Genomic DNA, 12,945 nt, shown 5'->3' with positions numbered 1-12,945 from the left:
CACAGCGGGACGATCACGGCGCACCGCGGGGGCTCTGATGTGACGCCAAGGCCTGCCCGTCCTTGTTCAAGAGGCCGGTTCGCGACTCAGCCACCGCGACCGCACTGGGACCCAGCCCCTCCCCGCCCTGGGTGAGCACCGCGCTATCCGCGTTGGCGGTGGCCAGGACTTCTATCGCTCGACGTGACACTTGCTGCCGCTCCTGCACATGAATCCGACCGAACTCCGACTTTAATGAACATGATTGTCATTAACAAGTATCCCTTCGGGCGGACGAACTGGCCGGCCACTCCGATCGGCGATGAGCTGGCGATTACGGTCAAAACCGGCTGAGCGGTCCGACGTCGGTGCATTGGCATGGCATCGCGATCCGCAACGATATGGACGGTGTCTTTCCGGCCACGGCGAATATCGCGGGTATCCGGTGGTGCCCACCGAGGTCCGGCTTTCACCGGCGTTGCCACCCCGACGGCCGCCGGCCATCCTGGTGCCGTCGCGAGGAACACGACAAAGCCGGCTTCACTGCCCGGTATCGGATACCGCCGCTTTGACGCCCGCTTCCGGGACTAACTGGCCGCGCGGACCTATTATTTGCCCATGCCAATGGCGGTCGGTGAGGTTTTTGCGGGATACACCATTCTGCGGGTGCTCGGTGCGGGCGCGATGGGCACGGTATATCTGGCCCAGCATCCGCGGTTGCCGCGCCAAGATGCCCTGAAGGTGCTCTCGCCGCAGCTCACCGCTGACCCGCAATACCGGGCCAGGTTTGTGCGCGAAGCCGACATCGCCGCCACCCTTTCGCATCCCAACATTGTCGGCATCCACGACCGGGGCGAGTTCGGTGGCCAGTTCTGGATTTCGATGGACTTTGTCGCTGGCACTGACGCGGCGAGACTGTTGCGCGAGCGCTATCCCAGCGGGATGCCGGTAATCCTGGCCATGCAGATCGTCACCGCCGTGGCGGCGGCCCTGGATTACGCGCACCAGCGCGGTCTGTTGCATCGTGACGTCAAACCCTCGAACATCCTGATCGCCGACCTGGGTTCGGAAGCACAACGGATATTTTTGGCCGACTTCGGCATCGCCCGGTCTGTCGATGACACTGCGGGTCTGACCGCCACCAACGTTTCCATGGGCACAATTGCCTATGCCGCGCCCGAACAGCTGATGGGTGAGCCCATCGACGGCCGCGCAGATCAGTATGCGTTGGCCTGCAGTGCTTTTCACTTGCTCACCGGCGGGCAGCCCTTTGACTATCCCAGCGCCGCGGTCGTCATCACCAAGCATGTGATGGCCCCGCCGCCACCGATCGGCCAACACCGCCCCGAATTGGCGCCGCTGGAGCCGGTGTTCGCCACAGCGATGGCCAAGAAACCGGCCGAGCGATTCGCCCGCTGCCAGGACTTCGCTGCTCAGCTGCACCGCGCGTTGGATTGGGGCACCGCCCCTACCCGGTTCGGGCCACAACCGATCCTCGGGCCAAACGCCCAAGACACCCAAATGGCAGGCGCAGGCTATGCGCCCGTCCGGCCGCTGCCACCGTCATCACCACCGTTACCACCACCATTACCACCATCGTTACCAGCACCGTCACCGCCACCGGCCGGCAAGCGACGGGAGCGGCGCACCCACCTCTTGGTTGGCGCTTTGGTGGCCGTTGCGTTGCTGATCGGGGGTGGCGGCATCTTCGCGATCGTCAAACTTGCCGGGCACGAGCATCCTTCCGCCTCGGCGCCGCCGAGTGCCGGGGCGGCGAGCAGCGCGGGTCCCCCCGGAGGACCCTTCACCGGGACATACAAAGGCGACTATGGACAGGCCCTCGGGCCTGGCCTCGACGGCGGGCCTGTCGCCGGTTCGAAGCCGTCGACAACCACGTGGGGCGTGCGCTCGGTATGCCGCCCCACCGGGTGCCTGGCGACGGCGTCACGCATTAGTGGCGAAACCACAGCGCTGTCGGCGATGGTTTTCGACGATGTCGGCGGACGCTGGTTGGCCGTGGGCCTCAGCACCGACACATGCCGTGACGCTCCCTCCGAATTCTGGGTGGTGATGACCTTGCAGCCGCGTCCGGACAGCACGCTGACCGGTGAAGTCAGCAAGACCAGCGCCAACGGCTGCGCGACAAGAACGCCGGTGACCTTCACCCGCACCGGAGACGTCGACGTCAATAGCGTTGCCGACCCGGCGAGCCAGCCGCCGCGGGTGGTGTCGCCGGCCGAGGCGCTGCACGGCCGGTACCGCGACACGATCACCTGGGAAGAGGCGGGGATGAAACCGAACGTGTACGACTGGGTTGTTCGTACCGATTGTCTTCGCACAGGTGATCGCTGCATGAGCTTTTTCCACGCGCTGCCCGATAGTTCGAAGCCACTCGTATTCAGCAGCGGGAGCTGGACCTGGTCCAGTGGGGCGGACGGAAAGTGCGCCAACGGGGGCACGGCGCCGGTCAAGGAAACCGCGGAGTTTTCGCTGCCCCAACCACCGCAGGACCCGATTACGCTGCTCGCCGGGCGCGGTCATCACGAACAGACTGGGGCCTGCACCCACAGCGCACATTTCGACGAAAAATTCGACCGTACCGGCGATTAGCTGTCAAATAGCCTGGGACAAGTGCTGCGCGGCAGCTGTGTGCGGCTTTGCGTCGCGGTCGTCAGCGCATTGCGCGCCGACAGGCGCATCGGGCAAGAGCAAGCCGAGGACTTCCGACGAGGCTGACCAGCGTTGACTGACAAATCCCGGCCCGGTGCCGGTGGGCGACAGATCGCGGCGCTGACGCTGCCCACACTAGGCGTGCTGGCCGCCGAGCCGCTCTATCTGCTGTTTGACACCGCGGTGGTCGGGCATCTGGGCGCGCTTCCGCTGGCGGGTTTGGCCATTGGCGGACTGGTGCTCAGCGAGTCGCAGTTGACGTTCCTGTCCTACGGAACCACGGCGCGAGCAGCACGGTTCTTCGGCTCCGGCGATCGTGCGGCGGCCGTCAACGAAGGGACACAGGCGACATGGCTAGCGCTGGCCATCGGCTCGGTGATCACCATCGTGGTGGAAGCTGCCGGCCTGCCGCTGGTGTCGGTGATCGCCTCCCGCGGTGATATCGCCGAGGCGGCGTTGCGTTGGCTGCGAATCGCGATTTTGGGCGCGCCGGCGATTCTCGTCTCGCTGGCGGGGAACGGGTGGATGCGCGGGGTGCAGGACACTGTGCGTCCCCTGCGCTATGTCGTCGCGGGCTTTGGGCTATCGGCGCTGCTGTGCCCGCTATTGGTCTACGGATGGCTGGGTCTGCCGCGCCTGGAGCTGCCCGGCTCAGCGGCGGCAAACCTGGCCGGGCAGTGGCTGGCCGCACTGCTGTTTTGCAGGGCGCTGCTGGCCGAACAGATCTCATTGCACGTCGACCGTGCGGTGCTAAGGGCGCAGCTGGTGCTGGGCCGCGATCTGTTCGTCCGCATCGTCGCTTTCCAAGTTTGTTTCGTCTCGGCCGCGGCGGTAGCCGCCAGGTTCGGGGCCGCGGCGGTCGCCGCGCATCAAGTGGTGGTGCAGTTATGGAATTTCTTCGCGCTGGTGCTTGATTCGCTGGCCATCGCGGCACAGGCGCTGGTCGGAGCCGCGCTGGGGGCTGGCAATACCGCGAACGCCAAGTCGGTGGCGGGGCGCATTACGGCGTTCTCACTGCTGACAGCCTCGGCGCTGGCGCTGCTACTCGCCGTTGGGGCGCCCGTGGTGCCCGAGCTGTTCACCGACGACCAGTCGGTGCTGGCGATGATCCAGGTGCCCTGGTGGTTTCTGGCCGGCCAGCTTCCCATCGCCGGGATCGTCTGGGGTCTGGACGGGGTGCTCCTCGGCGCGGGAGACGCGAGGTTCCTGCGCAACGTCACCGTGATAGGCGCATCAGTAGGTTTCTTGCCGCTGATCTGGTTGTCGCTCGTATTCGGCTGGGGGCTGGCAGGAATCTGGTCCGGTCTCGCCACATTTACGGCGCTCCGACTTGTCCTGGTCGGCGTTCGCACCCTCTCCGGTCGCTGGTTAGTCACAGGGACCGGCTGACGGACCGCCTCCTCAGCGTTGACGTTCGCCCCCCTATGGGGTAGCCGCGCCGGGAACAATGCCCCGGGCGGCGAAGACCACTACCGCGGCTGACCGGGATTCAGCCCTCAGGCTGCCAGGCAGCCACCACGCTGCACTAGTGTCCGCCGCCGCCGTGTCCGCCGCCGCCGTATCCGCCGCCGCCGTGTCCGCCGCCGCCGTATCCGCCGCCGTGTCCGCCGCCGCCGTGTCCGCCGCCGCGGTACGAGTCATGGCAGTGGTCCCAATCCCAATTGGGCCCCCAAACGGGGTTCCAGAACCACCCGGGGCACCACGGGTCAGTCGGGAGGGGCGCTGGCCGCGCCTGGGCATCAGCCGCACCGCCCACCCCTAAACCGGCTGCGATCGCGATCGTCGCCGCAGCGATTGCCACCTTTTGTTTCCTGACCTTCTTCCTCATGACCCGGGGATACCCGCGATTCAGCTCGGCAAACTTGCGCGTACGGCCCCGGCGCCTCCGATCCCGTCCACAACGCTAAGCGGCAGTGGCGTCGTCCGGGGAGAAGCCGACCTTGGACGGGTTCGGCGGCCGCGGCGATTCCCTGCGGCTTGGTTGAGAGACGGTTCCGGTATCCGGCCAGCCACGGAAACGGCGCAAGTGGCTCGTCGGTAGCCGCCAGATCGCATGCCAGCCGTGAGGGATCTACGCCATGGCAGCACGACGTTATGCGATGCCGCTACTAGCCCGCCTCACCCGGACGCCGGCCGGGCTCGCCGCCCATTTCGGCTGGCCTGGATGCCATGCCACGTAAGGTGATCGTCTCGAAGCACGGCCTGGAGGTGTCATGGCAGAGTTGGCGTTGCACGGGGGTCTCCCGCTGTGGTCGGGCGGCTGGCCCGAGTGGCCGCAGTGCGACCAGGCCACGATCGAACGCGTCACCGCGGCCCTGACCAGTGGCCGATGGACGCTGACCGGCGGCTGGACCGGCGTCGAGCCCTATGAGCGCCGGTTCGCCCGGCGCTTCGCCGAGTTCCTCGGGGTCCCGTATTGCGTGAGCACCGACCACGGTTCCAGCAGCCTTGTCATCGCGTTGGAGGCGGTTGGGGTGGGCGCCGGAGACGAAGTGGTGGTTCCCGTCTTCACCTGGGTCGCCACTGCCACCGCGGTGCTCAACGTCAACGCGGTGCCGGTCTTCGCCGACGTGGACCCGGGCACCGGCTGTGTCAGCCCGGCAGCGGTGGCCGAGGCGATCACCGAGCGCACCAAGGCACTGGTCGTCGTGCACCTGCATTCTCGGATGGCCGACATGGATGCCGTCGGCGCCATCGCCAAGAGGCACGGCCTGGCTGTGATCGAGGACTGCGCGCAAGCACACGGCGCCCGCTGGAACGGCCGGGCGGCGGGCTCACTGGGCACCGTCGGCGCATTCAGCATGCAACAGGGCAAAGTGCTGACCTGCGGGGAAGGCGGTGCGGTTTGCACGTCGGACGCGCACCTGTACGACCGGTTGCAGCAGTTGCGGGCGGACTCGCGTCGCTACCCGCAGGCGGATCCGGCGATCGGCTATCCCTACCTCACCGAGGCATGCGAGGTGATGGGGACCAACCACTGCCTGCCCGAGCTATCGGCAGCGCTGTTGCTCGACCAGCTGGAGCGGCTGCCGGCGCAGCTGCATCAGCGCGCCCAAGCCGGTGAGCTGTTGGACGCCGAACTCGCCCGGGTGCCGGGCTTGCGGCCGCTGGCGCGGCCGGCGCAACTCGATCTGCCCAGCGTGTTCGCCTACGGTGTGCGGCGAGATCCCGACGCGTTCGCCGGTGCGCCCACCGATCGCGTGTGCGCGGCGGTGGCCGCCGAATTGGGTGTGCGGGTGTATCGCGCCGACCGTCCGTTACACCAGAACCGGTTGTACTGCCCGGAGACGAAACCGCGCTACCGCTGGCTGCGCGAACGGCTGCGGCCGCCGGCCGGCACCCGCTTTCCAGACGCCGAGCACCTCTACGACAACCTGATGCTGCTGCCGCACCGGGTGCTGCTGAGCACTCCGACGGGGCTGGAGGTTGTCGTAGCCGCGTTCCATAAGGTCGCCAGGCACGCAGGCGCACTGTGACGCTGCTGCGGCGATTCAGCCCGTCAGTACCCTGGCTGCCGTCCAGCGGGCCAGCGCCAGGGTCGTCAGTGACGGGTTCGCGGCGCCCGAGCGGGGAAACGTCGCGGGCCCGACGACATATCCGCCGGCGGCGGCGCTCAGTTCACCGGTCTCGCCGACGTGCGCCCCGCCCAGCGGCAGCGTGCCTGATTCGTGCTCGACGGTCCCCAGCGGCCAGCAGTAGCCGACCGGCACCGCGAGCGGTTCACTCATGACCCGGGCCAGTGCCCGATCGAAGGCGAATGGCGTGTCCAGGAAGTCCGGGAGACGCAAGGCTGTGGCCTGACGTCCGGCAAGGCGTGTCCACAGCTTGGTCAGCTCACGTCGCTGCCCGGCCAGCACCGCGCGGTCGGGTTCGCTCAGCCCTGGTGTGACCAGGCCGTACCAGGGAACCCGTCCCGGGTCGGGGAACGAGACAGCATTGTGCTCCGAACGTAACTGCTCGCCCATTGCCCACACATCCAGGAGCACCTCTTGGGTGTTCTCCGGCACCGCCCGGGTGCGCGCGAACAGGTTGGACCGGATGTTGCCGCAAGCCAGGTACTCAAACGCGTCCGCCGGCTGCGGCCAGCCAAGCGCGGCGGGCGGCAGCCGAACCACAAAGCCCTGCACCAAGTGGTCGTTCACGCCGGTGAAGGCCGGTGGCCGGTCGGCTCCCGCCAGCTGCGCCACCAGCCTGGTGTTGTCCAGGGTTCCCGCGGCGAGCACCAGGGTGGTGGTGGTGATCGTCTCAGTGTCGCCGGTGCCGCGATCTTGCACCCGAACCCCGCTGACTCTGCCCGCCCGGGTCACCAAGGTCAGCGCCTGGCACCCGGTGCGGACCCTGGGCTGGCCCCCGCGCTCGCCGGAGGCCATCCAGCTGGTACAACGGTCCAGCGGTGTGTAGGCGCGCCAGCCGCCGTCGCCGTCTGGGCGCACCGCCTGCGGCACCGCCTGACCCGCAGGCAACACGCGCCCCAAGCCGTGGATCTGGCGATCGCGGCTCAGCGTGCCGCCCGCCCAATCCGCCAATTCGCCCTCGACCTGCTCGTAGAGACTCGACAGCGCCGACCGGGCCGGTGCGGGCCAGGCCGGGTCGGCCAGCGCCCACTCCTCGAGCCGCAGCACCACCCCGTGCCAGTCCAGCGATCGCCCGCCGACCAGCCGTTCGCGGCTTGTGCGCACATAATGCGGTGGCGCGGTGCTGACCCATGCCAGCGGGGTCGGGGCCGTCGTGCCGGTGCGTGCGCCGCCGGTCTCGACGACGAGAACGTCGCCAACCCCCGCCGCCACGATTGCACTCGCGCATTCCAAACCGCTCAGCCCGGCTCCCACCACTACCACGTCGGCGGTTTCGCTCATGTCCTACTACTCTGTCTCGGCACCCGAACTGCCGGCTTAGCCAAGGTTTAGCGTATACCCCGCGTGGGTATAGATTTGATATCTGACGGGACCGGTTCTCGTTGTATCACCGGACAGCTCGCGTGATCCGCCGCCCGCTTAGGTAGCGGACGGCAAACTCGGGGGTTTGCATGGACAAAGGATTCGCGGTGCCAGGAGCCTCCAATGGTGGGTCGGCAGGACCGCGATCGGCACGAACCGGACCGCAACGCGAGGTAGCTGCGCAGGTGTACCCGCGCGAGCCGACGGTCCGCCCGGGCGGACGGCTGGTGCTGCACGTGTCGACCGCCGAATCCCATTACCGAGTGGCGTTCTTCCGGGTCGGCTTGCAAACCGTCCACCTCGGCACAAGTCCACCGTGCCACGGATACGACCTGTCGCCGGGGCTGCCGGATCAGGACTGGGGCTGGCCGCCGGAGGAATTCGACATCCCCGACAGCTGGCCGGGCGGTGTGTATCTCGCGGTGATCACCGCCGCCGCCGTGATCGACTCGCCGGATGCGGCACCCGCTATCGACGCGCGGTCGGGCCGGACACTGTTCGTGGTCCGGCGACAGGCCGGCGATGGGCCACGGATTCTGTACAAGCTGTCCTGGGCCACCTACCACGCCTACAACGCATCGGGCGGCGGCAGCATGTACCACACGGCGTCGTTCGTGCCCACGGCAACCGCCACGGTGCTGACCACCCGTCGTCCCGGCGGTGGCACCGGTGGTCAACTCTCGTTTCCCGAGGCGATCGACGTCTACGACGAGAGCACCCCGCGCGAAGGGTTCGCGCACTGGGATCTGCCGATGCTCCGCTGGCTGGAGCGGGAGGGTGTCGCGGTCGATTTCTGCACCGACCTCGACCTGCATCGCGACCCCGATCTGTTGTCTGGCTACCGGCTCTTGCTCAGTGTCGGCCACGACGAGTACTGGAGCCCGCGGATGCGTCAAGCCGTCCAACAGTTCGTCGCGGCGGGCGGCAACGTCGCCTTCTTCAGCGGCAACACCAGCTGGTGGCGTATCGACCTGGCCGACAACGGTGATATGACCTGTGTGCACCCGCCGGTCAGCCATCCGAAGGGCGGGCAGTGGTGGCGCAGCGCGCCGGAGAACGCCATGACCGGCGTCAGCTATCGCCGCGGCGGCGGCTGGTGGGACGGCCCGCGAGACCCCGTCGGCTACACGGTGCAGCACGGCGGGCACTGGGTGTACGAGGGTTTGGGTCTACGCACCGGGGACACGTTCGGCGCCGAAGAACGGTTGGTCGGCTACGAGTGCGACGGGGCGACCCTCGACCGGGGGCCGGACGGCCAGCTGCGGGCCGCCGGCACCGACGGCACCCCGCTGGACCTGGCGGTGCTTGGCGTCGCGCAGCTGGGGGAGGGCTGGCAGGATCGCCCGGCGGGAGCGGAAGCCAATGCTGTGCTGGGCGCCTACAGCGCTATCGGGACGGTTTTCACCTGCGGGACCACCGACTGGCCCAGGGTTCTCGAGCAGGGCAATTCGGTGGTGGCTGGAGTGACGCGTAACGTGCTGCGCCGGCTGGTCAACCGGGGGGTGCGGGTGTTGGGACCGTTTCCGGCTCGGCATGGCCGTTGTCTGGCCGTGGCCGGGCATCCGGTGACGTTTCATGTGGCATTGGACCGGCCGGTCCGCGATGGCACCCGGTTCTGGTGGACGATATCGGCCGGGGATCGGCCCGCTGAACCGGTTGAGGGTGGATTGTCTTGCGCGACGACCGTACCCGACGAGCCGGGGTCGCTGACCGTCACGGTGTTGGTCGAGGACGAGGAGGAACGTCTGTTCGGTTGGACGTCCGTGCCGGTGCTGTCGCGGCGGCAGGCCGCCCAGGTCGACGTGTTGTGCGGGCTCCGGGACCTGGTAATCGCCGCGGTGCCCGCGCTATCGCCGACTGCCGAGGTGGGCGTGGGTAACCGCCCGTTTGGTGATCCGCGATGGGATCCCGTTCGTGATGGGCTGCGCAAGCCGATGGGTGCCGACACTCTCCGGAAGGTGCTGGTGCGTGCGGATCAGTTGGCTCGCATCGCCGCGCCCTTCGTGCAGGAGACCGAGGAGAAAGCGCCATGACCGGGTATCTGACCGGCCGGCCTGCCGGCGAGGAGGCCGGTCCCGACCATCGGCGGTTGTTCGACCACGTCGTCGAGCAGTTGGCCGGCCAGCTTCCGGCGGGCCCCGCGGTGCCGGTGCTGATTCCCACGGTCGGATTCGGTGGGCAGAGCGGGGCCGTGCTCGATGACACCATCGCCGAACTGGCCCGGCAGCGGTGTTCGGTGCCGATCTCGGTGGTGTTCTTGGTTAACCGGCCGGCCAGCAGGCCCGCGGACGACACCATGATGCGGGCGCGTGCGGCCATCTCCCGGGCGGGTTCGGCGGCGGTGCGCTTCGGGATCGCCGAGGTGGTGATGCCGAGCCGGATGGGAGTTGGGGAGCTTCGCCAGCTGATGTTGGACGCGGTGATTCGGGTGCAGCGGCTGGATCCGGCAAGCACCGGTTTTGTCGTCGCCGACGATGACCTGGTGGCGATTCCGGCGGGAGTCCTCGAGGAGCTGCGCCAGGCGGTGACCGGACCGGTGCGGGCCGACCTGGCGGCCGGCCCGGTGCTGTTCGACAGCCGGTGGGCGCCCGCCCCGATGCTGCCGGTGTTCTTCGCCGCCGACGCGCTGCGCGCGCTGCTTGCCGCCAGGTTCATACGCCGCCAGAGGGCCACCGCCGCCGATCCGGAACACACCGAGCAGTTTGCGCGCTACGCGGAGTCGATCGCGCTGAGCGGCAACCTGATGGTGCGCGTCTCCGCGCTGGCCGAGGCCGGCGGGTTCGTCCCATACAACGAGATCACCGGTGTGCTGCGCGGGGTGCATGCCCTGGGTTCGGCGCGGCTGGTGGGCATTTGGGACTTTCGGCCCGACGACGACAATGTCCTGATGGATCTGTATCGTCGCGCGATCCGAATCAGTGCGCGGCGCGCCTTGGCCGCCTACCTGTCCGCGGGTGTGCCGTCGGTCGCGCAATGGCGGGTGTGCCGCTTCCGATCCTCGCGGGTGGACCCGGTGCGCCTAGCCGAACCGACCGTGTCCGGCGTCGCCCAACCGATCTCTCGCATGCGCACGCATCAGATCAAGGCGTTGTCCGAAGAGCTGACCGGTGTGCTGTCTGCTACGCTGCGTTACTTCCCGCCGGATGCCGAAGTAATCACGGATTGCCTTGAAGCGCTAGGGCTTTCGGCTGGATCGACGTTGATCAGCTTGGGCGGGCACGCGACGGATACCACGGTCCGGGTCAAGTGCGTCTCAGGCTTGCTGGACCGGATTCGGGAGGTGCAGGAAATCAGCACGCCCGGATGCCGAGCAAGGAGCAGCTGAGACAGATAGCGGGCACGCCCGCCAGGCCCGGGGGTGATCCCGGATTCGGGTCCGCATTGTCATTGGCACATGCCCGCCGGCAGCGCGCCTTCGAGGGCTTTCAGGGTGGGTTCGAGGACCGGCAAATCGGGCAGGTGGCTGGCCGCCGGGCCGGGATCCTTCAACCCGGTCGACGTCGACACCAGCACGACGCGCTCATCAGCATCGATCCAGCTCCGCGCGGCCAGCTGCGCAGCGGCGAGTACCGCCAACACGGACGCGCCTTCTGCGTAAAGTCCTTCGCTCGCCGCTAATTCGAGTTGCATGCGAACAATCGCGTCATTGCTTGGTTCGGCAACCGCCGTGCCGTCGGTGGCCCGGATTGCGTCCAGTCCCTGATAGGTCGCGACCCGCGTAGCGACCGAGAATGCAGTCGAGGGCCGAGTGGGAACGGTCGGCTGTTTTCCCGGTGGGGATTGCAGCCCGCGGGCATAGGCGCCAAACGGGTCGACCGCGACCAACCTGGGCATGCGGGTGCTCAGACCGAGCTCGACGAGGTCAGAAAATCCCCGGCGGATACCGGCCAGCCCGTCACCGTAGGCTGTTGGGACGACGACAACGTCGGGCGCTTCCCCAAGTTGGCGCCATAGCTCATAGGCGATCGTCTTGTATCCCTCCACACCAAACGGGTTAGAACCGATCGGGGGGGTCACAACCCCGGATATCGGCGTCCAGCCGAACGCCTCGACCGCTTGCCGCAGCACCGACCACCGGTCCGGGCCATTCTCGTACGCCACGACGCAGGCGCCATAAGCTTGCATCAGGGTGCTTATCTCCCGCGGCACCGACGACACGGTAAGTACCACGCAGCTAAGGCCGGCCACGGCTGCGTAGGCGGCCACGGCCGCGCCGTGGTTTCCCGTTGAGGAGACGATGACAGTTGAAGCTCCAGCCGCCGCTGCCTTTGTGACAGCCGCCGCCGCCAGCCTGTCCTTGAATGACCATGTAGGATTGCGGGCTTCGTCTTTGAGCATGAGTCTGTGCAGCCCAAGCCGAGGTCCCAGCCGATTCAACGGAATTACGGGCGTCTGACCTTCTCCCAGGGTCACCGGAGCATTCTCGGGCGCCAAAGGCAGCAGATCGCGGAATTCGAAGATTCCTGGCTGAGACGCCTCGGACGGCAAACAGCCAGCTGTCAGCGCGTATGCGGGGGTGAGATTCACACCCACATCGCCGCGGGCGCAACGGGGACAGCCGAACGGTGCTCGGTCTTCTGGTGCTACCTCCCCGCACCGGGGACAACGGAGAAATCCGAGATAGCGCGCGCTCATATCTATGTCTTCTTACACGGAGGAGCCAAGCTGGGACAGTCGAGGTTGATGTGATCGGTGATGCGAGCATGTCAACGCGCCTGAGGCGTGTTCTCGTTGGCCCCGATCTGCTCCCTCAACAACCTGCCGCCGACACGCATACTCTGCTATCTGCGATCCATCGTGGCATCGGCAGTCACCTTGGTTTTGCGGGCGCACCAGCTGGGCGCGCGCCGTGCAGCCGGGAGCCGGGTTGAGTGGCGGGGCGTCGCCGGAACAAACCTGTCCTTGCCGTTGGAAAAGCGATCGGCGCTGCGGTACCGTTAACGGGTATGGGGTATCGGAGGATCTGGGCGGAAGTCCGGCGCCTCGCTGGATGCAGTCGGCTAGGGCCGCGATCCCTCGTCACCGTGGTGGCTGTGGCGGGGATGCTCGTGCTCGCGGCGCACGTCGACATCCTTAGGCACGTATCCCCGCCATTTCACCCACCGCACGCTTTGGTTTCATCGCTGGGCGCTGAGTCCGCGATCGACATTGACCACCCGCACCTGAACAACGGCTCCTCGAGCGCACACCACCACGAAGCGTTCACGGAGGTCGTGGTGCCCAACTTGCCGTCCACGGCCATAGCCGCGGTTGGCTTCGCGGCGGCGATGGTCGTCGTCACAGGTTTGCTGGCCCAACTTGTGGTCTCGGCGGGGCGGGGTCCGCCGGGTGGGTTCGCCGCTGCTTTGACCGGGCAAGA

The 12,945-nt window shown here is 67.6% G+C and carries 10 protein-coding genes and 1 pseudogene; 7 read left to right on the top strand and 4 right to left on the bottom strand.

Going from position 1 to position 12,945, the window contains the following annotated elements:
- Nucleotides 1-13 precede the first annotated feature (13 nt).
- Nucleotides 14-190: a hypothetical protein gene (locus AWC07_RS27825; protein ID WP_167380129.1), complete on the bottom strand. Its 177-nt coding sequence runs from the start codon at nucleotides 188-190 to the stop codon at nucleotides 14-16.
- A gap of 128 nt (nucleotides 191-318) precedes the next feature.
- Between AWC07_RS27825 and AWC07_RS29120 the strand changes: the two are divergent.
- The 3 genes and pseudogenes from AWC07_RS29120 to AWC07_RS23935 form a co-directional block, all read left to right on the top strand.
- Nucleotides 319-413 (top strand): annotated as a pseudogene (locus AWC07_RS29120) (multicopper oxidase domain-containing protein); the annotation flags it as partial.
- A gap of 184 nt (nucleotides 414-597) precedes the next feature.
- Complete coding sequence (locus AWC07_RS29430) at nucleotides 598-2,589, top strand: serine/threonine-protein kinase (RefSeq protein WP_036415080.1); 1,992 nt, start codon at nucleotides 598-600, stop codon at nucleotides 2,587-2,589.
- Nucleotides 2,590-2,721: 132 nt separating this feature from the next.
- Nucleotides 2,722-4,038 carry an MATE family efflux transporter gene (locus AWC07_RS23935; RefSeq protein WP_036415083.1) on the top strand — a complete coding sequence of 439 codons (1,317 nt, stop codon included), beginning with the start codon at nucleotides 2,722-2,724 and terminating at the stop codon, nucleotides 4,036-4,038.
- Nucleotides 4,039-4,174: 136 nt separating this feature from the next.
- On the opposite strand, the gene AWC07_RS27820 is transcribed toward AWC07_RS23935, so the two are convergent.
- The gene (locus AWC07_RS27820) at nucleotides 4,175-4,477 is read right to left on the bottom strand and encodes an Mtp family mycobacterial-type pilin (RefSeq protein WP_167380128.1); all 303 of its coding nucleotides are present in this window, start codon (nucleotides 4,475-4,477) and stop codon (nucleotides 4,175-4,177) included.
- 385 nt (nucleotides 4,478-4,862) lie between these two features.
- Between AWC07_RS27820 and AWC07_RS23925 the strand changes: the two genes are divergently transcribed.
- Entirely contained in the window at nucleotides 4,863-6,125 is a 1,263-nt protein-coding gene (locus tag AWC07_RS23925; protein ID WP_051508066.1) for a DegT/DnrJ/EryC1/StrS aminotransferase family protein, read from the top strand.
- A gap of 15 nt (nucleotides 6,126-6,140) precedes the next feature.
- Here the strand turns inward: AWC07_RS23925 and AWC07_RS23920 are convergent, their stop codons facing one another.
- The gene (locus AWC07_RS23920) at nucleotides 6,141-7,505 is read right to left on the bottom strand and encodes an FAD-binding protein (RefSeq protein ID WP_036415088.1); all 1,365 of its coding nucleotides are present in this window, start codon (nucleotides 7,503-7,505) and stop codon (nucleotides 6,141-6,143) included.
- A gap of 188 nt (nucleotides 7,506-7,693) precedes the next feature.
- Between AWC07_RS23920 and AWC07_RS23915 the strand changes: the two genes are divergently transcribed.
- Nucleotides 7,694-9,619: a N,N-dimethylformamidase beta subunit family domain-containing protein gene (locus AWC07_RS23915; RefSeq protein ID WP_208622464.1), complete on the top strand. Its 1,926-nt coding sequence runs from the start codon at nucleotides 7,694-7,696 to the stop codon at nucleotides 9,617-9,619.
- Complete coding sequence (locus AWC07_RS23910) at nucleotides 9,616-10,911, top strand: hypothetical protein (protein ID WP_051508068.1); 1,296 nt, start codon at nucleotides 9,616-9,618, stop codon at nucleotides 10,909-10,911. Before AWC07_RS23915 ends, AWC07_RS23910 begins: the two co-directional genes overlap by 4 nt.
- A gap of 59 nt (nucleotides 10,912-10,970) precedes the next feature.
- Here the strand turns inward: AWC07_RS23910 and AWC07_RS23905 are convergent, their stop codons facing one another.
- A complete protein-coding gene (locus tag AWC07_RS23905) occupies nucleotides 10,971-12,221 on the bottom strand; it encodes a threonine synthase (protein WP_244187686.1) in 1,251 nt (416 codons plus the stop codon).
- 407 nt (nucleotides 12,222-12,628) lie between these two features.
- Between AWC07_RS23905 and lpqS the strand changes: the two genes are divergently transcribed.
- Nucleotides 12,629-12,945 (top strand): putative copper homeostasis (lipo)protein LpqS (lpqS, locus tag AWC07_RS23895; RefSeq protein WP_482805315.1); only part of this gene is annotated, 317 nt, incomplete at its 3' end.

The organism is Mycobacterium gastri (genome assembly GCF_002102175.1).
GTDB classification, from domain to species: Bacteria; Actinomycetota; Actinomycetes; order Mycobacteriales; family Mycobacteriaceae; genus Mycobacterium; species Mycobacterium gastri.
This window is presented reverse-complemented; position numbering and strand designations above follow the sequence as displayed.

What these genes read in the sequence shown, in the direction of transcription:
- AWC07_RS29430 (WP_036415080.1), top strand. Translation starts at nt 598, where the DNA reads ATGCCAATGGCGGTCGGTGAGGTTTTTGCGGGATACACCATTCTGCGG.
- AWC07_RS27820 (WP_167380128.1), bottom strand. Translation starts at nt 4,477, where the DNA reads ATGAGGAAGAAGGTCAGGAAACAAAAGGTGGCAATCGCTGCGGCGACG.
- AWC07_RS23925 (WP_051508066.1), top strand. Translation starts at nt 4,863, where the DNA reads ATGGCAGAGTTGGCGTTGCACGGGGGTCTCCCGCTGTGGTCGGGCGGC.
- AWC07_RS23920 (WP_036415088.1), bottom strand. Translation starts at nt 7,505, where the DNA reads ATGAGCGAAACCGCCGACGTGGTAGTGGTGGGAGCCGGGCTGAGCGGT.
- AWC07_RS23910 (WP_051508068.1), top strand. Translation starts at nt 9,616, where the DNA reads ATGACCGGGTATCTGACCGGCCGGCCTGCCGGCGAGGAGGCCGGTCCC.
- AWC07_RS23905 (WP_244187686.1), bottom strand. Translation starts at nt 12,221, where the DNA reads ATGAGCGCGCGCTATCTCGGATTTCTCCGTTGTCCCCGGTGCGGGGAG.